The organism is Hydrogenophaga sp. FW305-3-2-15-A-LB1, from assembly GCF_058787875.1.
The window spans coordinates 126,551-148,380 of record NZ_JBYTAE010000001.1 but is presented as its reverse complement, the minus strand read 5'-3'; the positions used below and the strand labels follow the sequence as shown (position 1 = coordinate 148,380).

The window sequence follows — 21,830 nt, the reverse complement described above, 5'->3', positions numbered from 1 at the left end:
TTCAGGCGCCCTCGCCTGGCGCCGGATACCGCACGCTCAGCACTTCGAGCTCCTGCACGCCGCCAGGCACCACGAGCTTCACCACATCGCCCACCCGCGCCTTGAGCAGGGAACGCGCCACGGGAGAGATCCAGCTGACCTGGGCCTGAGCGCTGTCGGCTTCGTCCACGCCCCGGATCGTCACGGTGGTCTCCTGCCCGTTGTCGTCGGCGTAGGTCACGGTGGCACCGAAGAACACCTGATCGCCACCAAAGTGCAGCGAAGCGTCGACGACTTCGGCGATCTCGAGCCGGCGGGTCAGGAAGCGGATGCGCCGGTCAATCTCGCGCAGGCGCTTCTTGCCGTAGAGGTAGTCACCGTTCTCCGAGCGGTCGCCATTGCTGGCCGCCCAGTGAACGATGTCCACGATCTTGGGACGTTCGTCGTCGATCAGCGAGAACAGTTCGGCGCGCAACCGGTCGTAGCCGGCGCGGGTGATGTAGTTCTTGCCACCGGGCACGGGCGCCGCGGCCGGCAGATCGTCTTCATCGTCCGAATCGGTTTCGCGGGTGAAGGCCTTGCTCATGGTGGGCGATTCCCAGGCAAAAAATGAAAAAGCCCGCAGCTTTTGGCTGCGGGCTTCCATATGGTGCGGCTGGCAGGAATTGAACCCACGACCCCTTGGTTCGTAGCTACCAGATCATCTGTAAGTTGTTGATTTATATAGATTCTGTGACCGCTCATTGTACCAAAACTACCCTGTTTAGACATGTATTTCAGAGCCCAGTCCCGCAAAAGTCCCGCAGAGAAATTGCGTGCGAAGTAGCATCGATCAGTTTCTGAGACCGGGGCGCAAACTTTTTCTGTAGCGTGAGCAGGCGCCCGGTGAGTGTTGTGAAGCGACAAAACTGCGCCCGCTCCTTCGGAGCTGTCAGGGAGATAGGTGTCGATAAATATATCTTATCGTGAGTAATTTACAGCACGGAGCAGGGCGATGCCAACGAAAAGTACGAGAGCCTCCCGGGGCGTCCAAGTCGATGACGTTTGGGCCGTGGCCGACGGCGTGCTCGCCCAACGCGAGCGGCCCACGATCGAGCGCGTGCGCACGCACCTCGGTCGCGGATCCGCGCCGGCGCCGCCACCTTGAAGACTTCACCATTCACGTGCCGCAAGGTCGGTCAGAGCCCCTTTCTGCGCAAGTTGATCATTCCATTTGGACGATCTGGATACGTCGTGTTGAGTTCGACTGATCTCTGCCGCTCTACAGGGCGTCAGTTTTCAACGGAAGCCAACAGGCGGCTCTACAACTGCAGTGCAAACGTCCTTCGTGCCACTTCAAGTTCTGGCATCAACTTGTTCACGACATCGTCGCGTGACATGCGCGAAGTGGCCACGGAAAGACTCATAGCCCCCAGCAACTCACCCTTTCCATTGCGCACCGGCACGGCAATGGAACGCAAGCCAATTTCCAGCTCTTCGTCACTCATCGAATAACCGCACTCGCGCGCAGCCTGCACCTCCTTCATCAGTGCCGCCACGTCAGTCTTTGTTTTCGGCGTAATCGCCTGGCGACTCATTCGCTGAAGGCGGAATTCAACCTCCTCGTCTGACATACCCGCGAGAAGCACTCGCCCGGTTGCAGAACAATAGGCGGGCAATCGCGCGCCGATACCGAGACCGAAAGACAAGCTGCGCCGCTGAGTTGAGCGTGCAACGAAAACGACAAACTGCGAGTCCAGCACCGCCAGCGACGCGGACTCGCGCGTGCGCTCACTCGTGATCTCCAGGATGGGCTGCGCCACCTTGGTCAGGGGCGTAGAGTTCACGTAGGCGTGCACCAGCCGCAAGGTGCGCGGCTCGAGAAAAAAATGCCGCCCCGATGCTCGCGCGTAGCCTAGCTTGACGAGGGTAAGCAGGGCGCGGCGAGTCGAGGCCTTGCTGTGGCCTGTGATATCGGCCGCTTCAGTCAGCGTCAGAGGCGAATTGCTGACGCCGAAGGCCTCGATCAGGAGTAGGCCCTTCTCCAGACCCATGACGTATTCCTTGTCAACTGCACGCGCTTCATCGTCCATTTGCGGCCCCACTCGAAGTTGAATAAGTTCGGTATTCGAACATTTTGCCGGATTTTGTTGTCCTTCATCAACTCAAAAAATACAGTCGCGGTTCACCAAACGGTCAAAAGTTCGTTATCCGAATTCTTCCAAGGCAAGAACCCCACTGCATCATGAGCGTCACCGCCCCTGCGAATAGCGCACCCCTCACCTTCTGGCCACCTGGGAACCTCACCCGCGTGCCATACCACCTGTACCAGGAACCGGCCGTGCTCGACGCCGAGCAACAGCGCATCTTCGAAGGCGCGACCTGGAACTACCTGTGTCTCGAAGCCGAGTTGCCACAACCCGGCGGCTACCGCACGACGTTCCTCGGCCGCATGCCGGTGGTGGTGGCGCGCGACAGCGACGGCGAGGTGTACGCGTTCGAGAACCGCTGCTCGCACCGCGGCGCACTGATCGTCCTGGACGACGGCGGCACCGCGCGTGACTTCCAGTGCGTGTACCACGCATGGCGTTATGACCGCCAGGGCAACCTCAAGGGCATCGCGTTCCAGAACGGCGTAAACGGAGAAGGCGGCATGGACCCTGCTTTCTGCATGAAGAGTCATGGTCCGCGCAAATTGAGAACGAGTGTGTTTTGTGGCCTGGTATTTGGCAGCCTGAGCGACGACGTGCCCGACCTGGAGGACTACCTCGGCCCGGAAATCGCACGCGGCATCTCGCGCGTGCTGCACAAGCCGGTGCAGATCCTCGGCCGCTTCAAGCAGACGCTGCCCAACAACTGGAAGCTCTACGTGGAGAACGTGCGCGACACGTACCACGCGAGCCTGCTGCACGTGTTCTTCACCACGTTCCGGCTCAACCGCCTTTCGCAGAAGGGCGGCGTGGTGGTGAGCGAATGTGGCGGCAACCACATCAGCTTCTCCGCCATCGACCCCATCGCCGAAAATAGCGAGGACTACAAGACCGAGGAACTGCGTTCGGAGAAGGACGACTTCAAGCTCGAGGACGCCACGCTGTTGAAAGGAATAGACGAGTTCGGCGATGGCGTGACGCTGCAGATCCTCTCGGTATTTCCGGGCTTCGTGCTGGCGCAGATACAGAACACCATCGCGGTACGCCAGGTGCTGCCCGAAGGCCTGGAGACCACCGCCCTGAATTGGGTGTACCTCGGCTTCCAGGACGACACACCCGAGCTGCGCACCATGCGTCACAAGCAGTCCAACCTGATCGGGCCGGCCGGCTTCGTATCGATGGAGGACGGCGCTGTGGGCGGCTTTGTGCAACGCGGCATTGCCTCCGCTGGCGCGCAGGAAGCCATCGTCGAGATGGGCGGCGACAGCGTGCGCTCGCAGAGCAGCCGCACCACGGAAGCGTCCGTGCGCGGCTTCTGGAAAGCCTACCGCCTGCACATGGGAGCGGATGCATGAACGCGGTGATCGACACCGCGAGCGCGTTGGCGCTCAACGCGCATTGCGCGCGCTGCATCGACAACGACGAGCTCGAAGCCTGGACGCAGTTCTTCACCGAACACTGCCTCTACCGCGTGACCACCGCCGACAACCATGCGCAAGGCATGGAAGCCAGCCTGATCTACGCCGACTCGCGCGCCATGCTCAACGACCGCGTGCTCTCACTGCGCACCGCCAACGTCTACGAGAAACAACGTTACCGCCACCTGGTGGGCCTGCCCTCCCTGCTGGAGGACACGCCGCGCGGGCGCCGCAGCGAAACCCCGTTTGTGGTGGTGCGCATCATGCGTGGCGGCGAGACCAGCCTCTTCGCCACCGGGCGCTACCTCGACGAGCTGGTGATCGATGGAGGCGATACCCTGCGCCTGGCCAGCCGTGTGGTGGTCTGCGACAGCCACAACATCGACACGCTGCTGGCCATTCCCCTGTGAGCAAGCCGTGAGCACCCCGCACCTCATACGCATCGCCGGGATGGCCACCGCCATCCCCTGCGCCGCTGGTCAGACAGTGCTCGACGCAGTGCGACAGGCCGGCTACGAGATGCCGTTCTCGTGCAACTCGGGCGTGTGCGCGAGCTGCAAGGGCCGCGTCGTCTCGGGCCGGGTGAACCCCGGCGCGGCGGGTGAGCATACGCTCACGGCGGACGAGATCGCGCACGGACAGGTGCTGTTCTGCCAGGCGCGCCCGCTCACCGACATCGAGATCGAACCGCGCCAGATCGAGAAAACCGATCCGAACGCGCGCCGCCAGCTCGCCGCCAGGGTCATGCGCATCGACTTTCTGGCCAGCGACGTGGCGCGCCTCAAGCTGCGTTTTCCGGCGGGCGAGAAGGTGAAGTTCAAGGCCGGCCAGTACCTGCAGGTGCTGCTGCCCGACGGCCAGCGCCGCAGCTTCTCCATGGCCAACCCGCCGCACCAGAACGATGGCGCCGAGCTGCATATCCGCATGCTGGAAGGCGGCGCGTTCTCGCATTGGCTCGCGCACGACCTCAAGGTGGGTGACCACCTCCGGGTCGAACTGCCGCATGGCGACTTTCACCTGCGCGAGGGCAGCACCGCGCCCATCGTGATGCTCGCCAGCGGCACCGGCTTCGCACCCATCAAGTCGATGGTCGAGGACGGCCTGCGCCGGGGCCAGGCACGCGAGATCGCACTCTACTGGGGCGCGCGCACCGAGAAGGACCTGTACCTGCTCGAGCTGGCGCGCGGCTGGGGAGAGCAGGCCGGCCTGCGCTTCGTGCCCGTGCTCTCCGAACCCGAGGCCGGCTGGAGCGGTCGCACCGGCTTCGTGCACCAGGCCGTGCTGCAAGACCACGACAGTCTTGCCGGCCACCAGGTCTACGCCTGCGGCGCGCCTGCCATGGTGAGCGCGGCGCGCAGCGATTTCGTCGAAACCCGCGGCCTGCCGCCCGATGCGTTCTTCTGCGACGCGTTCGTGGTGGCCCAGCCCCGCACCTCCGCGCTGACCGACTGAAGCACACCCGAAGAAGAGCCATTCCATGACCCATCCCAACCCCTACGACAACGTTCCCACCAGCGACTTCGACCCGTACGCCACCGAGGTGCTGGCCAACCCCTATCCCCACTACGAGCAGCTGCGCGAACTCGGCCCCTGGGCCTGGCTGGAGCGCTACGGCGTGCTTGCGGTCGCACGCCACGACGAAGTGCAGCGCATCCTGTCTCAGCCCGACATCTTCTGTTCCAGCGCGGGCGTGGGCCTTGCCAACTTCCACACCGAGACGCCCTGGCGCAAGCCCAGCATCATTCTCGAAGCAGACCCGCCCCACCACAGCCGCACCCGCAAGGTGGTGGCGCGCGTGCTCTCGCCCGCATCGATCGGACGCCTGCGCGCCACTTTCGAGGACGTGGCCGCGCGCATGGTCGACGAGCTCGTGGAACGCGGCTCGTTCGACGCCGCCAAAGAACTGTGCGAGGCCTTTCCCATTAAGGCCTTCGGCGACGCGGTGGGCCTGCCCGCCGAGGGGCGCGAGCACCTGCTGCCCTACGGTGACATGGTGTTCAATGGCTTCGGCCCGATCAACGAGCGTTTCCAAGACCGAATGAACAGCTCGGGCGAAGCGGTGAACTGGATCGCCAAGGTCTGCCAGCGCGACGCGCTCACGCCCGACGGCCTGGGCGCCCAGCTGTTCGCCGCCGCCGACGCGGGCGAGATAGGCCACGACGAGGCCGGCATGCTGGTTCGCACCCTGCTCTCCGCCGGGCTGGACACCACCGTGTTCACCCTGTGCAACGCCTTCACCAGCTTCGCGCGCAACCCCGGTCAATGGGCCCTGCTGCGCGACGACCCCTCGCTGGCGCGCCAGGCACTCGAAGAGGTACTGCGCTACGACAGCACCTTCCACTCTTTCTACCGCACCAGCACCCAGGACGTGGAACTCGGCGGCATCACCGTGAAGCAGGGCCAGAAGATCGTGGTGTTCATCGCCTCGGCCAACCGCGACCCGCGCCGCTGGCCCGAAGCCGACCGCTTCGACATCACCCGCCGCGCCACCGGCCACATGGCCTTCGGCACGGGCATTCATGGCTGCGCCGGCCAGATGATGGCGCGCCTCGAAGGCGAGATCGTGCTCACCGCACTGGCCCGCCGCGTGGCCTCGATCCGCCTCGACGGCGAACCGGTCCAGCACTTCAACAACACGGTGCGCGGGCTCAAGAGCATGCCCGTGACGGTCGAGCCGCTGCTGGCCGCCGTGCACTGACATCCCGCCCCATTCGAACTAGAAGAGAGAAACCCACGATGCCCCAGATCGTCTACGTACAACCCGACGGCTCCCGAGAAGCCGTGCCCGCCAGTCCCGGCGCTACCGTCATGATGACCGCTGTCGGCCACGGCATTCCCGGCATCGTCGCCGAGTGCGGCGGCTCCGCCATGTGCGCCACCTGCCACGTGTACGTGGACCCGGCCTCGATCGGCTTCCTGCCGCCCATCAGCGACGTCGAGGACGAAATGCTGGCCAGCGCCGCGGGCGAGCGCCGCGAACACAGCCGGTTGGGCTGCCAGCTCGCGCTGGCGCCCGGCGTGGACCAGCTGATCGTGCACATCCCGGAGCGGCAGGTCTGATGGCCCACGGCACCGTCATCGTCGGCACCGGGCAGGGCGGCTTCCAGCTCGCGGCCTCGCTGCGCGATTCGGGTTATGCCGATCCCATCACCCTGGTCGGCGACGAGCCCGGCCTGCCTTACCAGCGCCCCCCGCTGTCCAAGGCCTTCCTTCAAGGCAAGGTGGACGACACCGGCCTGCTGCTGCGCCCGCCCCCGTTCTACCAGCGCATCGATGCCCGCGTGCTCGGCGGCACGCGCGTGGCGCGCATCGACCGCGCGGCGCGTGGCGTGCACCTCTCCAGCGGCCAGACCCTGCCCTACGACCACCTGGTGCTGGCCACCGGCGCGACCGCGCGCACCCTGTGCGTGCCCGGAGCGGGGTTGTCCGGCGTGCACGTGCTGCGCGGTCTGGAGGACGCGCGGCGCATCCGAGAGCAACTGGCCCGCGCGCGCTCGGTGGCCGTGGTCGGCGCCGGCTTCATTGGCTTGGAACTCGCGGCCGTGGCGCGCGGCCAGGGCCTGCCGATGCACGTGATCGAGGCCACGGCACGGCCCCTGCTGCGCGCCCTCTCCGAGCCCATGGCGCGACACCTGCAAGCCTTCCACGAAGCCCAGGGCACGCAATTCCACCTGAACACGCAGCTCGACGCCATCGAAGGCGAGGACGGCCGCGCCACCGGCCTGCGCCTGCACGGCGGTGGCCGCATCGTCGCCGACCTCATCGTGATCGCGGTAGGCGTCACGCCCAACGACCAGCTGGCGCGCGACGCCGGGCTGGCGGTGGGCAATGGCATCGAGGTCGACGAGCTGCTGCTCACCAGCGACGCCGCCATCTCCGCGCTCGGCGACTGCGCGAACTTTCCGTTCGCGGCCGATGGCGGCTCCCGCGTGCGCATCGAGTCGGTACAGAACGCCGTTGACCAGGCGCGCTGCATCGCCGCGCGCCTGTGCGGTCAACCCCTGCCGTACGCCAAGGTGCCCTGGTTCTGGAGCGAGCAAGGCCCTTGCCGGCTGCAGATGGCCGGCCTGGCCGCGCCGGGCGACCGCAGCGACATCGAGGGCGATCCGGCCAGCGGCCGCTTTTCGGTGCTGCGCTACCGCGGCGATCAACTCAGCGCCGTCGAATCCCTCAACGACCCTGCCGCCTACATGCGCGCGCGCACGGCCCTCGCGCCGGTGCTAGCACCGACCTGAGCTCCCTCAGTCCCATTCGACATCCACACCTTCCCACAGAAAGAGACAACACATGACAGCAGCATCCCGGGTCATCGCGGTCACTGGCGGCGCCAGCGGCATCGGTTTCGCCTTCTCCGAAGCCCTCGCGCGCGCGGGCCACCAGGTCGTCATCGCCGACCTGCGCGGTGCCGTCGAAGCGGCCGAACGCCTCAGTGCCCAGGGCCTGAAGGCCATCGGCACGCAGACCGATGTGGTCAAGCCCGCCGACGTGGCGGGCATGGTCGAACAGGCCGTGAAGGCGTTCGGCCGGCTCGACGTGCTGGTGAACAACGCCGGCCTGTTCACCACGCTCACGCTCAAACCGTTCGACCAGATCAGCGACGCCGAGTGGATGCGGGTGATGGAGGTCAACACCCTGGGGCCTTTCGTGTGCGCCAAAGCGGTCGTGCCCGAAATGCGCAAGAACGGGTTCGGCCGCATCGTGAACATCGCGTCCACCACGCCGATCAAGGGCACGCCCAACATGCTGCACTACGTGGCCAGCAAGGGCGCGGTGATCGCGTTCACGCGCTCGCTAGCCCGCGAACTCGGCAAGGACGACATCACCGTCAACGCCATTGCCCCGGGCTTCACGCTGAGCGACGGTGTGCTCGACAACGACCTGCACAGCAAGATGGGCGACGTGGTGCGCAAGACCAGCCGCTCGCTGCAGCGCGACCAGGTGCCTGAAGACCTGGTGGGCGCCCTGCTCTTCCTAGCCAGCGACGGCGCGGGCTTCATCACCGGCCAGACCATCGCCGTCGACGGTGGCTCGGTATTCATCTGATCGGTTGACTCACCATGACCGACACCGCATACGGCAAGCCTTTCCTCTACATCGATGGCGAATTCATCGAAGGCGGCGACCGCCAACACCAGGACATCATCAACCCCGCCAACGGCGAGGTGATCGGCTCGTTGCCGCACGCGCGCCGCGACGACCTTGACCGCGCACTGAACGCGGCGCAACGCGCCTTCGAGAGCTGGCGCAAGAGTTCGCCGCTCGAGCGCTCGAAGGTGCTGCGCCGCGTGGCCGAGCTCACGCGCGAACGCGCACCGCAGGTCGCCCGCCAGATCACTCTCGACCAGGGCAAGCCGCTGAGCGAGGCGCTGCTGGAGGTGACCACCTGTGCCGAACACGCAGAGTGGCACGCCGAAGAATGCCGCCGCATCTATGGCCGCGTGATCCCCGCACGCCTGCCCCACGTGCGCCAGCTGGTGCTGCGCGAGCCCGTGGGCGTGTGCGTGGCCTTCACGCCCTGGAACTTTCCGTTTAACCAGGCCATCCGCAAGATGGTGGCGGCGATCGGCGCGGGTTGCACGCTTGTGCTGAAGGGGCCAGAGGATTCGCCGGGCGCGGTGATCGCGCTCGCGCGCATGTTCCACGACGCGGGTCTGCCCCCGGGCGTGCTCAACGTGGTGTGGGGTGTGCCGGCCGAGGTGTCGGACCACCTGATCCGCTCGCCGATCTCGCGCAAGGTATCGTTCACCGGCTCGGTGCCGGTGGGCAAGCAGCTGGCGTCGCTCGCCGGCCTGCACATGAAGCGCATCAGCATGGAGCTGGGCGGGCACTCGCCGGTGGTGGTGTTCGACGACGCCGACGTGGACGACGCGGCCCATCTGCTGGCGCGTTTCAAGGCGCGCAACGCGGGGCAGCTGTGCATTGCACCCAGCCGCTTCTTCGTGCAGGAGAAGGTGTACGACCGCTTTCTCGACACCTTCACGAAAGCCTACGGTGGCTTGAAGGTGGGCGACGGCATGGACAAGGACACGCAGATGGGCCCCCTGGCGCACCTGCGCAGGGTCGATGCCATGGAAGGCTTGGTGGCCGATGCGCTGGAGCGTGGCGCGAAGCTGGCCAGCGGCGGCACGCGGCTCGCTGGCCCTGGCTACTTCTACCCGCCCACCATCCTCACCGACATTCCCGACGACGCGCGCCTGATGGTCGAAGAACCCTTCGGTCCGGTCGCGCCGATCACGCGCTTCAAGGACACCGACGAGGTATTGAAGCGCGCCAACGCCCTGCCCTTCGGCCTCACCGGTTTCGTTTTCACCGGCTCCATCAACACCTCGGAGCGCATGGTCAACGGCCTCGAGGTGGGCATGGTCAACGTGAACCATTTCGGCATCACGCTGGCCGAGACGCCGTTCGGTGGCGTGAAGGACAGCGGCATCGGCAGCGAAGGCGGCAGCGAAACCTTCGACGGCTACCTCGTCACTAAATTCGTTTCGCAGGCAAGCCCTGCTTGATCACCAGTACTACAAGAAGCCAGCACCGCCCAGGGGGCCGGACCCGCCTTTCCCTTCAATCCAGGAGACAACCTCATGATGCAACGCAGAACCCTCATCAAATCGGCGGCGGCAGCCGCTTCCCTTGGAGCCCCCACCCTTGGCGTCTTCGCCCAGCAAGTGGTAACCCTGAAGTTCCATACCTTCATGGCGCCGACCTCGAATGTCTATCTCAATGCACACAAGGCATGGATGTCGAAAGTGGAGAACGACTCGGGCGGACGTATCCGCTTCGAGGGCTTTCCTGCCATGCAGCTGGGGGGCTCACCAAGTCAACTTTTCGACCAGGCACGGGATGGTGTTGTCGATATCGTATGGACTTTGGCTGGACTTACCCCCGGTCGATTCCCTCGGACCGAAGTGTTCGAACTGCCGTTCATGACCATGGACGGCATCGGAGCGTCGCGTGCCGCCTGGGAGTACCTCGAAACCCACGCCAGCGATGAGTTCAAGGACGTCCAACCACTCGCTTTTCATACCCATGGTCCAGGAGTGCTGCACTCGAAAAGCAAGGCCATCAACAGCGCTTCCGACCTGCGCGGCCTGAAGATGCGAGGGCCGACCCGCCAAGCGACTAAGTTGCTCGCAGCAGCAGGAGCATCCGCGGTAGGCATGCCGCTGCCACAGATTCCAGACGCGCTGTCCAAAGGCGTCATTGACGGCGCAGCCTTGCCTTGGGAAGTGATTCCTTCGGTCAAGGTGCATGAGCTTGTTCAGCACCACAGCGAGTTCGCGCCCGGCAAGCCAGCTCTTTACAACACGGCGTTTGTGATGGTGATGAACAAAAGAAAATATACATCGTTGCCTCCGGATATCAAAAAGGTGATCGACGACAACTCGGGCCTGGAAACCTCGGCTTGGTTCGGCAAGGTGCAACAAGATCATGACCCCATCAGTCGCAAGATGGCGACCGATCGAGGCAACAAGGTACACGTGTTCAGCGAATCGGAAACCAGCGAGTTTGTCAAACTGACTGGCACCATCGCCAGCGAATGGGTCCAGGAGATGGACAAGCGCGGGCAGGACGGTGCCAAGCTCTTGGCTGGCGCAAAGGCGCTCATTGCCAAACATAAACCAAAGGCTGCATGAGCGGCCTTGCGCGCCTGGCCATCTCGATCGGCGATCCGAACGGCATCGGACCGGAGATCACGCTAAAGGCACTTGCCACTCTGACAGAGTCTGAGCGCGACCGTATTACGCTGTTCGGCCCGAATTCGGTGCTGCGCCGCTGCGCCGAGCAATTGAACCTTAGCGGGATGCTAGATGGTGTTCGTTGCAACGAGGTAGGCGCCCTCGATCCGGCTGCAGCTGTACCTGGTCGCATCGACGCGGCCGCTGGCGCCTCGTCGGTGGCCAGCGCTACGGCGGCCATTCAGGCTGCGCAGGCTGGCGAGTTCGACGCCGTGATCGCCTGTCCTCACCACGAGACAGCGATCACGCAGGCAGGTATAGCGTTCAGCGGGTACCCCTCTCTTGTGGCGCGTGTGTGCGGCCAATCTGCCGACTCCGTTTTCTTGATGCTGGTGGGGGCGGGCTTACGCATCGTGCACGTCACGCTCCACGAGAGCGTTCAAACAGCACTTGATCGTCTGAGCACCGACCTGATCGTGCGCGCCACTCAGGCAGGCATCGTCGCGTGTCAGCGGCTGGGCGTGGAAACGCCTCGCATCGGCATGTTCGGTATCAATCCACACGCATCCGAAGGTGAGCTTTTCGGACCGGAGGACGCTCGCTTGATGGTGCCTGCGGTGGCGCAGCTGCGCTCAGCAGGCCACCATGTCAGTGGGCCCACAGGTGCAGACACGCTGTTGGCAAACAGGCAGCACGATCTCTATGTGGCCGTCTTCCACGACCAGGGTCACATTCCAATCAAGTTGCTGGCGCCCCACGCCGCAAGTGCCCTCAGCGTGGGAGGCAACGTCGTGCTGTCCAGTGTCGGGCATGGAAGTGCCATGGACATCGCCGGCAAGGGAATTGCCAGTCCCGAGGCCTTGCTTCGCACGATTTACCTGCTGAACTCCACGCTGAGCGAGTGACTTCCTAAATTTGACAGTCTCCTCCTATGGTCAACCCAAACTGCGCTAACAAAGTCGTTCGAATTCCGACTGTTCGGGTGCGATCGCGATTCGTGAGGCGGACTGCTTCAGACGGTAGCTCTTGCCTTCGAACCCCAGCGTCGAGCAGCGGTGTATCAGTCGATCAAGGATGGTGGTGGCCATGGTGACGTCGGCCAGGTACTTGCTCAGGTCCTGCACCAAAAGATTTGAGGTGATGACGATGGCGCGGCGCAGGTTGTAGCGCTGGTGAACGATGGCATAGAGGAGTTCGTCGCTGATGTCGGCGATGCGCCGGGCCAGAGACTGGTCATCTAGCACGAGCAGGTCCGAGGACTCCACACATCCCACGGCCTGCACGCTGGTGCTTGGCTGTGGCGAACATGAGGACTCGGTCCTTGCGGTTCTCGTCGTGATCTTGTGGATTTGGCGATAGCGCCGGATGTTTCGTGCCGACCCAGCCTAACAACATCGAAGGTCATTTAGGTAACCGCTCACGACGCCCCCAGTGTTTACCCTGATTTCGTGGAGTGAACATAACCGTAGAATGAACAACATAATCACCAGACGGACAATCCGGATTGCGAACTGGATCAAGTCTCACTTCCTAGGTACTCACGCCTTCTCCTCAATTCACCAAATGATCAACCGCAGAACCATCGTTCAGTTGGCAGTAGGGATGGCCTTGGGCGCTCCCTCGCTGACAGGCTTTGCTCAGCAGTCGATCACTTTGCGATTTCACACTTTCATGTCTCCCATGTCCAACGTATGGGTCAGCATGAACAAGGTATGGATGGAAAAGGTGCAACGGGAATCAGATGGGCGCATCCGGTTTGAGGCGTACCCCGCGATGCAGCTTGATGGCGCGCATGTGCAGCCATACGACCAGGCACGGGATGGCGTGGCTGACATCGTTTGGACACTGACCGGCTATTCACCTGGAGGCTTTCCTTGCAGCGAGGTGTTTGTCCTGCCGTTCATGACGACCAACGCCGAGGCTACTTCCAAGGCTTTCTGGGAGTTCATCAAGACAAAAGCGTCCAACGAACACAAGGAAGTGCATCCCATTGCAGTGCAGGTTCATAGGCCGGGGATGCTCCACACCCGCGACCGCCTCTTTGAGGCTCCGTACGACTTGCGCGGCCTGAAAATGCGCGGTCCAACCAGACAAACTACGAAGATGCTGGGATACCTCGGCGCCAATGCTTTGGGCATGCCGCTGCCCAAGATTCCCGACGCACTGCAAAAGGGGCCTCTCGACGGTTGCGTGATCCCTTGGGATGTCGTTCCCTCCGTAAAGGTGCACGAATTAACGAAGTTTCACAGTCAGTTCGATCCAGCCAGTGGCGCGCTCTACACCACGACATTCGTGACGGCAACAAACAAACGGAAGTACGAGTCCCTGCCGCCAGATGTCCGGAAGGTGCTGGACCCCAACTCGGGCATAACCGCTTCTGCGTCCTTGGGGCGCGCCCACCAATGTGGCGACGACCCTGCCCGCAAGTTGGTGGAGGCACGCGGCAACGTGACCCATAACTTCGGGCAGGTCGAAGCCCAAGAGTTCAGGCGCGCAGCAAGCCAGGTAGAGGTCGAATGGGTCAAGGACATGGAGAGCCGCGGCTTCGATGGTCGCGATCTTTTGTCAACAGCCCGGGCCTTGATCGAAAAACACACAAAAACTACCAAGACATAAAGACACTCCATGAATCAACTGCCCAAAGAAAACACCCCACGGCTGGCCAACCGGGTTGCGATCGTGACCGGCGCGGCGCAAGGTATCGGAGAGACATACGCTCGTGCATTGGCTCAAGAAGGTGCCTCCGTGGTCTGTGCCGATGTGCTGGACGCCACCGGGGTGGTCAACCAGATCATTGAGAAGGGTGGCCGGGCGGTGTTTGTCCACACAGACGTGACGTCCCGCGAATCGGTGGAGAAGATGGTTGGGTCCGCACTTCAGGCGTTCGGCCGCATTGACGTGCTGGTCAACAACGCCGCAATTTTCGGCAACCTTGCCCTCAAGCCGTTCGAGCAGATCGAGTCGACCGAGTGGGACAAGGTGATGTCCGTCAACGTGCGCGGCTCCTTCGAGTGCGCCAGAGCGGTCAGCCCCGTGATGCGTCAGCAGCGCTACGGCAAGATCATCAACATCGCCTCCGGCACGGTTTTCAAGGGCACGCCGCTCTTCCTGCACTACGTCACCTCCAAGGGCGCCGTGGTGGCGATGGCGCGCTGTCTGGCGCGTGAATTGGGTAACGACAATATCTGCGTCAATACACTGGCGCCGGGCCTGACCCTGAGCGCCAATGTCAGCGCAAATCCCGACTGGCAGGGCTCAATCGCTTCAGGCATCGTTTCGTCCCGCTGCATCAAGCGTGATCAGGTACCCGACGACCTGACCGGCACCTTGATCTACCTCGCCAGCGCCGACAGTGACTTTGTCACCGGTCAGGTGATTGTGGTTGATGGCGGATCGGTCACACATTGAGCACTCCTATGCACGCCACAGCAGAACTCTTGATCGATGGCCGGTGGATGCCCGCCAGCCAGGGCCTCGAAGTGCCCAGCCTGGACCCGGCCAACGGCAGCCAGATCGGTTGCTTCAGCGCTGCCACCCGGGCAGACGCAGAGGCGGCCATTTCGGCTGCACGCAGAGCCTTTGAAAAGCCCACGTGGGCCCAGTCGCCGCGGCTGCGGCAGAACGTGATGAACGAATGGGCAAGCCGGCTAGAGCACAAGGCTGAAGCACTGGCCCAACTGCTAACGCAAGAGAATGGCAAGGTGATCGCGCAATCGCGGGGTGAGCTGATGGGAGCCATCTCGGAGATCCGTTACTACGCGGGTCTGGCCCGGCACATACCAGGCCACGTGCTCGAGGTGGAACCCGGCGTATTTTCCACGATGCTGAAAGAGCCGGCCGGCGTCGCCGGCATCATCGTCCCTTGGAACGCTCCCGTGATCCTGCTTATCCGGTCGATCACCCCCGCGTTGGCCGCTGGCTGTACTTGCGTGATCAAGCCTGCACCGCAGTCCGCACTCATCACCGCTGCGGTGATCAGGGAACTGGCCGACGTGACTGGACTGCCGCCCGGTGTGGTGAACCTGGTGAGTGAGCAAGGCCACGACGTGGCGCAGTTGCTCACCTCCTCGCCAGAGGTGGATGTGGTCAGCTTCACGGGCTCCAACCTGACGGGGCAGCGCATCATGGCCGCCGCTGCTCCCACTATGAAGAAACTGTCGCTCGAACTGGGTGGCAAGTCATGCTGCCTGGTTTTTGAAGATGCCGATATCGACCACATCGCGCCTCAACTGGCTGCCGCTGCGACGGTCATCTCTGGTCAGCAATGCACGGCGGCGCGCCGGGTGTTGGTTCACGCGTCACGCTATGAGGCGATGAAAAAAGCGCTGGCCAATGCACTGGCGGCAATCAAAGTGGCGCCCGGAAATACCCCGGGCGCCCAGATGGGTCCCTTGATCGATCTCTCTACCACTGAGTTGGTGCAACGTCGCATCGAGCAGGCGATGGACGACGCAGACGAAGTGATCCTGCGCGGTCAGCGTATCGGCGGAAACCTGCGGCTTGGCGGGTTTGTCTCGCCCACCTTGGTCGCGCACCGGGATGCCAGTGCATCTTTTGTCCAAGAGGAGATTTTCGGCCCCTTGGTCGTGCTGGAAAAGTTTGAAACCGAAACCGAAGCGGTGGCGCGGGCCAATCACACCGAGTTCGGGTTGTCCGCGAGTGTCTGGACCGAGCAGGGCGCGCGCGCCTGGCGTATCGCTCGAGCGCTGCGCAACGGCACCGTTTGGATCAACGACCACAACAAGCTGTGCGCTGAAGCGGAGACCGGCGGCTATCGCCGCAGTGGCTTGGGCCGTCTCCACGGCTTTGACGCGTTGATCGATTTCACCGAGATCAAACACATCTATCAGAACGTAGGTGTGCTTGATCCACCCAAGGGCTGACTCCACAAGCCTGCCCGAATCCTTAGTACTTATAGGAGAGAACGAATCATGTTTCCCAAAAACACGTGGTATGTAGGCGCTACGCCCAGCGAACTCGATGGAAAGCCCCTTGGCCGCAAGATTTGCGGCGAGTCCATCGTGTTTTTCCGTGGCCCCGACAACAAGGTGGCCGCTGTCGAAGACTTTTGCCCCCACCGCGGTGCTCCGTTGTCGCTGGGCAAGGTTGAAAACGGCAAACTGGTTTGTGGCTACCACGGTCTGGAAATGGGTTGCGATGGCAAGACGGTTGCCATGCCATGCCAACGCGTGGGCGGCTTCCCCGCCGTGCGGACGTATCCCGTAGTGGAGCGCTACGGGTTCATCTGGGTCTGGCCTGGCGATGCGCAAGAGGCCGACCCCTCCAAGATCCACCATCTGGCCTGGGCCGATGACCCCGAGTGGGCCTACAGCGGTGGGCTGTACCACGTCAAATGCGATTACCGGCTCATGATCGACAACCTCATGGACCTGACTCACGAGACTTACTTGCACCCGAACTCAATTGGTCAAAAGGAAATCGATGAGTCGCCGCCCAAGACGCGGATGGATGGAGACTGCGCCATCACCGAGCGTTACATGGAGGGCATCATGGCGCCGCCATTCTGGCGTGCGGGCTTGCGCGGAAACAACCTGGCCGACGATGTTCCAGTGGACCGGTGGCAAATCTGCCGCTTCTATCCGCCAAGCCATGTGCTGATCGATGTGGGTGTGGCGCACGCGGGCAAGGGCGGCTTCAATGCAGACCCCAAGGTCAAAGCCTCCAGCACAGTCATCGACTTCATCACACCTGAAACCGAGTCCTCGACCTGGTACTTTTGGGGCATGGCCAGGAACTTCAATGCGCAGGACCAGGCGTTGAGCGAGCAGATCCGCACCAGCCTGAGCAAAGTTTTCTCCGAGGACCTCCAGATGCTGGAGATGCAGCAGCAGAACCTGGAGCGCAACGCCGGGCGCAAGCTACTGAGCCTGAACATCGATGGCGGTGGCGTGCAAGCCCGCCGCATCATCGATCGGTTGCTGGTTGCGGAAAAATCCGCTGCCTGATGTTTTCCCGATCCCACCACAACAGGAGACACAGATGAACTCACGGCGCTTTGTTTTGACACGAGGAGCCGCGCTGATCGGCGCGGCCTCCAGCGGAATTTTGTTGCCCCGGTGGGCGCAGGCGCAAACCAGCAATCTGCGGGTTGGCCTGATGCTGCCGTTCACAGGTACCTTTGCCCAGCCCGGTATCGCCGTCGAAAACGGCTTCCGGCTGGCGCTGGCGCAAAACGGCGGCAAGCTCGGTGGCCGCGAGGTGGAGTTCTTCAAGGTCGATGACGAATCCAATCCGGCCAAGGGCATCGAGAACGCGACCCGCCTGGTAATGCGTGACAAGGTCGACGTGCTGGTGGGTTCGGTGCACTCGGGCGTGCAGATGGGCATTCACAAGGTCGCACGCGATACAGGAGTTCTCAACATCATTCCCAATGCCGGCGTGCACGTGGCCACCCGGGCCCAGTGTGCGCCCAATGTGTTTCGAACCAGCTTCACCAACGCCCAGCCTACCCTGGCTTTGGGCAAGGCCATGGTCGACCGAGGCCACAAGAAGGCGGTGTGGATCACCTGGAACTACGCCGCAGGCGACGAGGCCTTTGAGGGTTTCGAAAAGAGCTACACCGAAGCCGGTGGCACCATCATCAAGAAGCTCGGCCTGCCCTTTCCCAACGTGGAGTTTCAGTCGCTGTTGACCGAGATTGCGTCTTACAAGCCCGACGCCGTGGCTTGCTTCTTCGCCGGTGGCGGTGCAGCCAAGTTCCTGCGCGACTACGCTGCGGCCGGCCTGAACAAGACGATCCCACTGTACGGCTCGGGCTTCCTGACCGAGGGCGTGCTCGATGCAGCAGGCGAAGCTGCCGAGGGCGTTCTCACCACGCTGCACTACAGCGACTCGCTGGATATCCCGCGCAACAAGCAGTTCCGCCTCGACTATGTAAAGGCGTTCAAGGCGCAGCCCGATGTGTATGCCGTTCAGGGATACGACGCGGGCTTGCTGCTCGTCAAGGGTGCCAACGCAGTCAAAGGCGACTTGTCGAACAAACCGGCACTGTACGCAGCGCTGGAAGGCGCCACCATCGACAGTCCGCGCGGGAAATGGACCATGAGCAAGGCCCACAACCCGATCCAGGACATCTACCTGCGCCAGGTGGTCAACAAGGACAACAAGGTGATCGGCATTGCTCAGAAGGCTGTGGCCGATCCCGCCACGGGTTGCCGCATGGGTTGAGTCTTTCGCGCCCCGGTTGTCCTCCAGCGGCGGAGTTCGTCCAAAAGATGTTCCGCCGCTTTTCTTCGTCCTTTTGTTCCTTAACTCATGGATTTCGCCAACTTCCTCATCCAGTTGCTCAACAGCCTGCAGTACGGCCTGTTGCTGTTCATGCTGGCCGCGGGCCTCACGCTGATCTTCGGGATCATGGGTGTGGTCAACCTGGCGCACGGCAGCTTCTACATGCTGGGCGCTTACCTGGCCTGGTTTCTGGTGGGCCAGTTCGACAGTCTGGTGCTCGCCATCGTGGTGGGCACGGTGATCGCCGTGGCGCTGGGCTGGGTGCTGGAGTGGACCCTGTTCCGGCACTTCTACCACCGCGACCACCTCGACCAGGTGCTGCTGACCTTCGGTCTGATCTACATCTTTGAAGAGGTGCGCTCCATCCTCTGGGGCGACGACGTGCACGCGGTGCAGGTGCCCGAGGTGCTGAACTGGTCGATCCCGCTGACCGAGAACCTCTCCTACCCGGTCTACCGGCTGGTGATGTCGGGCGTGTGCATCGCGCTGGCGCTCGGTCTGTACCTGCTCATTTCCAAGACCCGCCTGGGCATGAAGATCCGCGCCGGTGCGTTCAACCGCGAGATGACCGAATCGCTGGGCATCAACATCCGCCTGATCCACGGCGTGGTGTTCGCGCTGGGCGTGGCGCTGGCCGCCATCGCCGGCATGATCGCCTCGCCCATCGCGAGCGTTTACCCCGGCATGGGCAGTTCGGTGCTGATCATGTGTTTTGTGGTGGTGGTCATCGGTGGCATCGGCTCAGTGCGTGGCGCGCTCGTGGCCGCCCTGCTCGTGGGCCTGGTCGATACCTTCGGCAAGGTGCTGGTGCCGCAGATTGCCGGCATGGCCGTCTACATGCTCATGGCCGCCGTGCTGCTCTACAAGCCCGAAGGGCTCTTCAAACAATGAGCTCCCCCAAAGCCCAACTCGAAAAGCTGCCGCGCAGCATCCAGGCCATCCTGGTGCTGGGAGCCATCGCGCTCGCCGCGTTTCCACTCATCCCCGTCACCGGTAGCGACTTCTACCTGCAGATGCTCTCGCAGATGATGATCCTGGCGATCTTCGCCATGAGCCTGGATCTGCTGCAGGGCGTTACCGGTCTTGTGTCGCTCGGACACGCGGCTTACTTTGGTCTTGCCGGCTACGCGCTGGCTTTCCTCACCCCGGCGGACACTCCCATCAGCCTGTGGTGGTCCCTGCCCGCCTCGGCGCTGGGCGCGGGACTGGCCGCGCTCGTCATCGGCTTCTTCTTGGTTCGCACCCACGGTATTTACTTCATCATGGTCACCATGGCCTTCGCGCAGATGGTGTTCTTCCTGTTCTTCGACAACAAGGCGCTCGGGGGGTCGGACGGCGTGTACGTGAACTTCCGCCCCACCGCCTCGGTGTTCGGCTGGAGCGGCATCGACCTCGAGAACAAGACAACCTTCTTCTACTTCACGCTCCTGCTGCTCGTGCTGGTCTATGCCTTCCTGCGCCGCCTGTTGTTCTCTCCTTTTGGCCGGGTGCTCGCGGGCATTCGCGTGAACGAGCACCGCATGCGCGCGGTGGGCTTTGGGACCTTCGGCTACAAACTCACGGCCTTCACGCTAGCAGGGGCGCTGGCCGGCGTGGCGGGCTTCCTGTGGGCCGCGCAGACCGGTTATGTGAACCCCGAGTTGATGGGTTTCCACATGAGTGCACACGCCATCATGATGGTCATCCTCGGGGGCATGGGCAATTTCGCTGGCGCCATCGTGGGGGCCTTCGCGTTCGAGTACGTGATGCACTTCTTCAAGGACCTCACCAAACACTGGCAGCTGCTCATGGGCACGTTCATCGTGCTGGTGGTGGTGCTGGCGCCGCGCGGCTTGCTGGGTCTGGTGCAGCGCTTCGCCAGCCCGAAGGAGCGCCCATGAACGAACTGCTGCTCTCCGCCCGCAACCTGACCAAGCGCTTCGGGGGTCTGGCCGCGGTCAACGATGTGTCGGTGGACCTGCACCGCGGTCGCATCCACGCGGTGATCGGCCCCAACGGCGCGGGCAAGTCCACGCTGACCAACCTGCTCTCGGGCGACCTGCCTCCCACCTCGGGCCGCATCACGCTCAACGGGGTCGAGACGGCGGGCAAAAGCCCCGAAAAAATCTCGCGCCTGGGCCTGGGCCGCAGCTACCAGAAAACCAACATCTTCCTGCCCTTCACCGTGTGGGACAACGTGCGACTGGCGGCCCAATCGCGCGAACGGCATGTGCCGTGGAACCCGCTGCGCTGGGTGTCCTCGGCCAGCGCCATGGGTGCCGTGAACCAGCGCTGCGAACGTGCGCTGGAACTCGCCGGCCTCACAGAGCGCGCCGACGTGGTGGCCGGCACCACCAGCCACGGCGAACAGCGCCAACTGGAGATCGCCATGACCCTGGCCACCGAACCCACCGTGCTGTTGCTCGACGAACCGCTGGCCGGCATGGGCCAAGCCGAGGCCGAGAGCATGGTGGCGCTGCTGCTGCGGTTGAAAAAGGACCACGCCATCATGCTGGTGGAGCACGACATGGACGCCGTGTTCACCCTGGCCGACCAGCTCACCGTGATGGTGAACGGCCAGGTGATCGCCAGCGGCACGCCGGCTCAGGTGCGCGGTGATGCGTCGGTGCAAGCGGCTTACCTGGGTGAGGAACACTGATGAGCGCTTTGACGAACGCATTGGTTGAGGCCACCGGCCTGCACACCCACTACGGCGCCAGCCACATCCTGCGCGGCATCGACTTCACCGTGGGCCAGGGCCAGACGATCGGCCTCATGGGGCGCAACGGCATGGGCAAGTCCACGCTGCTCAAATCCATCATGGGCATCGTCAAGCCCAGTGGCGGCCAGGTGCATGTGAAAGGCCGCGACATGACCGGCGCACCCACGTTCGAGATCGCCCGCATGGGCCTGGCCTACGTGCCCGAGGGCCGTGGCATCTTCGGCAACCTGAGCGTGAGGGAAAACCTGGTGATGTCGGCGCGTGCCGGCACCAAGGGTCAACGCGACTGGACCTATGACAGGGTGCTCGAAACCTTTCCGCGCCTGGCCGAACGCCTCAACCACGGCGGGCAACAACTCAGCGGCGGCGAGCAGCAGATGCTCACCATCGGCCGTGCGCTCATGACCAACCCCGACCTGCTGATCCTCGACGAAGCCACCGAAGGCCTTGCGCCGCTGATCGCGCGCGAGATCTGGCGCATTTGCGGCCTGATCCGCGAGAGCGGCATCAGCAGCATCATCGTGGACAAGAACTGGAAACACGTCACCCAGATCACCGACCGCAACGTGATCCTGGTCAAGGGCGAGGTGGTTTTTGAAGGCAGTTCCGAAGAGCTCCTGTCGAAGCCCGAACTGCTGGAGCAGCACTTGGGTGTATGAGAATCAGTGTCGCCCCGGCC

22 protein-coding genes and 1 pseudogene are annotated in these 21,830 nt (G+C 63.2%); 20 read left to right on the top strand and 3 right to left on the bottom strand.

The annotated features are described in order from the left end of the window. Position 1 precedes the first annotated feature (1 nt). On the bottom strand, positions 2–565 hold the full coding sequence (gene greB / locus AC3WPZ_RS00700; RefSeq protein ID WP_382155687.1) for a transcription elongation factor GreB: 564 nt from the start codon (positions 563–565) through the stop codon (positions 2–4). Between the two features lie 408 nt (positions 566–973). Here greB and AC3WPZ_RS00695 point away from each other — a divergent pair, with 408 nt between their 5' ends. Then, positions 974–1,126, top strand: coding sequence for a DNA-binding protein (locus AC3WPZ_RS00695; protein WP_159604300.1), 153 nt, complete (start codon positions 974–976; stop codon positions 1,124–1,126). Positions 1,127–1,280: 154 nt separating this feature from the next. Here the strand turns inward: AC3WPZ_RS00695 and AC3WPZ_RS00690 are convergent, their stop codons facing one another. Further along, on the bottom strand, positions 1,281–2,051 hold the full coding sequence (locus tag AC3WPZ_RS00690) for an IclR family transcriptional regulator domain-containing protein (RefSeq protein WP_056272060.1): 771 nt from the start codon (positions 2,049–2,051) through the stop codon (positions 1,281–1,283). 152 nt (positions 2,052–2,203) lie between these two features. Between AC3WPZ_RS00690 and AC3WPZ_RS00685 the strand changes: the two genes are divergently transcribed. From AC3WPZ_RS00685 to AC3WPZ_RS00640, 10 genes are all read left to right on the top strand, one after another. Next, on the top strand, positions 2,204–3,463 hold the full coding sequence (locus AC3WPZ_RS00685; RefSeq protein ID WP_056272063.1) for an aromatic ring-hydroxylating oxygenase subunit alpha: 1,260 nt from the start codon (positions 2,204–2,206) through the stop codon (positions 3,461–3,463). After that, entirely contained in the window at positions 3,460–3,936 is a 477-nt protein-coding gene (locus AC3WPZ_RS00680; protein WP_056272065.1) for an aromatic-ring-hydroxylating dioxygenase subunit beta, read from the top strand. Before AC3WPZ_RS00685 ends, AC3WPZ_RS00680 begins: the two co-directional genes overlap by 4 nt. A 7-nt stretch (positions 3,937–3,943) precedes the next feature. After that, the gene (locus AC3WPZ_RS00675) at positions 3,944–4,978 is read left to right on the top strand and encodes a 2Fe-2S iron-sulfur cluster-binding protein (protein ID WP_492437743.1); all 1,035 of its coding nucleotides are present in this window, start codon (positions 3,944–3,946) and stop codon (positions 4,976–4,978) included. Positions 4,979–5,003: 25 nt separating this feature from the next. After that, complete coding sequence (locus tag AC3WPZ_RS00670) at positions 5,004–6,224, top strand: cytochrome P450 (RefSeq protein WP_056272071.1); 1,221 nt, start codon at positions 5,004–5,006, stop codon at positions 6,222–6,224. 38 nt (positions 6,225–6,262) lie between these two features. Further along, positions 6,263–6,586, top strand: a complete 324-nt coding sequence (locus tag AC3WPZ_RS00665; RefSeq protein WP_056272074.1) for a 2Fe-2S iron-sulfur cluster-binding protein — start codon at positions 6,263–6,265, stop codon at positions 6,584–6,586. Next, complete coding sequence (locus AC3WPZ_RS00660; RefSeq protein ID WP_492437741.1) at positions 6,586–7,761, top strand: NAD(P)/FAD-dependent oxidoreductase; 1,176 nt, start codon at positions 6,586–6,588, stop codon at positions 7,759–7,761. Before AC3WPZ_RS00665 ends, AC3WPZ_RS00660 begins: the two co-directional genes overlap by 1 nt. A 52-nt stretch (positions 7,762–7,813) precedes the next feature. Further along, positions 7,814–8,569, top strand: coding sequence for an SDR family NAD(P)-dependent oxidoreductase (locus AC3WPZ_RS00655; protein WP_056272082.1), 756 nt, complete (start codon positions 7,814–7,816; stop codon positions 8,567–8,569). 14 nt (positions 8,570–8,583) lie between these two features. Then, positions 8,584–10,032, top strand: coding sequence for an NAD-dependent succinate-semialdehyde dehydrogenase (locus tag AC3WPZ_RS00650; protein WP_492437740.1), 1,449 nt, complete (start codon positions 8,584–8,586; stop codon positions 10,030–10,032). Positions 10,033–10,107: 75 nt separating this feature from the next. Then, the gene (locus tag AC3WPZ_RS00645; RefSeq protein ID WP_056272088.1) at positions 10,108–11,160 is read left to right on the top strand and encodes a TRAP transporter substrate-binding protein; all 1,053 of its coding nucleotides are present in this window, start codon (positions 10,108–10,110) and stop codon (positions 11,158–11,160) included. Further along, entirely contained in the window at positions 11,157–12,107 is a 951-nt protein-coding gene (locus AC3WPZ_RS00640; protein ID WP_056272090.1) for a PdxA family dehydrogenase, read from the top strand. The genes AC3WPZ_RS00645 and AC3WPZ_RS00640 overlap by 4 nt, the downstream gene beginning before the upstream one ends. A gap of 45 nt (positions 12,108–12,152) precedes the next feature. Here AC3WPZ_RS00640 and AC3WPZ_RS00635 read toward each other — a convergent pair. Continuing rightward, positions 12,153–12,455: pseudogene (locus tag AC3WPZ_RS00635) on the bottom strand (ATP-binding protein); the annotation flags it as partial. Positions 12,456–12,672: 217 nt separating this feature from the next. Between AC3WPZ_RS00635 and AC3WPZ_RS00630 the strand changes: the two are divergent. From AC3WPZ_RS00630 to AC3WPZ_RS00590, 9 genes are all read left to right on the top strand, one after another. Continuing rightward, a complete protein-coding gene (locus AC3WPZ_RS00630) occupies positions 12,673–13,818 on the top strand; it encodes a TRAP transporter substrate-binding protein (RefSeq protein WP_492437737.1) in 1,146 nt (381 codons plus the stop codon). A gap of 9 nt (positions 13,819–13,827) precedes the next feature. Next, positions 13,828–14,610, top strand: a complete 783-nt coding sequence (locus AC3WPZ_RS00625; RefSeq protein ID WP_056272093.1) for an SDR family NAD(P)-dependent oxidoreductase — start codon at positions 13,828–13,830, stop codon at positions 14,608–14,610. Positions 14,611–14,618: 8 nt separating this feature from the next. Beyond that, positions 14,619–16,085 carry an aldehyde dehydrogenase family protein gene (locus AC3WPZ_RS00620; protein ID WP_492437735.1) on the top strand — a complete coding sequence of 489 codons (1,467 nt, stop codon included), beginning with the start codon at positions 14,619–14,621 and terminating at the stop codon, positions 16,083–16,085. 48 nt (positions 16,086–16,133) lie between these two features. Beyond that, the gene (locus AC3WPZ_RS00615) at positions 16,134–17,168 is read left to right on the top strand and encodes an aromatic ring-hydroxylating dioxygenase subunit alpha (protein WP_056272099.1); all 1,035 of its coding nucleotides are present in this window, start codon (positions 16,134–16,136) and stop codon (positions 17,166–17,168) included. A gap of 34 nt (positions 17,169–17,202) precedes the next feature. Next, positions 17,203–18,390: an ABC transporter substrate-binding protein gene (locus AC3WPZ_RS00610; RefSeq protein ID WP_056272102.1), complete on the top strand. Its 1,188-nt coding sequence runs from the start codon at positions 17,203–17,205 to the stop codon at positions 18,388–18,390. A gap of 87 nt (positions 18,391–18,477) precedes the next feature. Then, positions 18,478–19,341, top strand: coding sequence for a branched-chain amino acid ABC transporter permease (locus tag AC3WPZ_RS00605; protein WP_297397042.1), 864 nt, complete (start codon positions 18,478–18,480; stop codon positions 19,339–19,341). Further along, positions 19,338–20,330 (top strand): branched-chain amino acid ABC transporter permease, encoded by a 993-nt coding sequence (locus AC3WPZ_RS00600; protein ID WP_056272109.1) that lies wholly within the window; start codon positions 19,338–19,340, stop codon positions 20,328–20,330. The genes AC3WPZ_RS00605 and AC3WPZ_RS00600 overlap by 4 nt, the downstream gene beginning before the upstream one ends. Next, positions 20,327–21,088, top strand: coding sequence for an ABC transporter ATP-binding protein (locus AC3WPZ_RS00595; protein ID WP_492437731.1), 762 nt, complete (start codon positions 20,327–20,329; stop codon positions 21,086–21,088). Before AC3WPZ_RS00600 ends, AC3WPZ_RS00595 begins: the two co-directional genes overlap by 4 nt. After that, positions 21,088–21,810, top strand: coding sequence for an ABC transporter ATP-binding protein (locus tag AC3WPZ_RS00590; RefSeq protein ID WP_492437729.1), 723 nt, complete (start codon positions 21,088–21,090; stop codon positions 21,808–21,810). The genes AC3WPZ_RS00595 and AC3WPZ_RS00590 overlap by 1 nt, the downstream gene beginning before the upstream one ends. Positions 21,811–21,830: the final 20 nt, after the last annotated feature.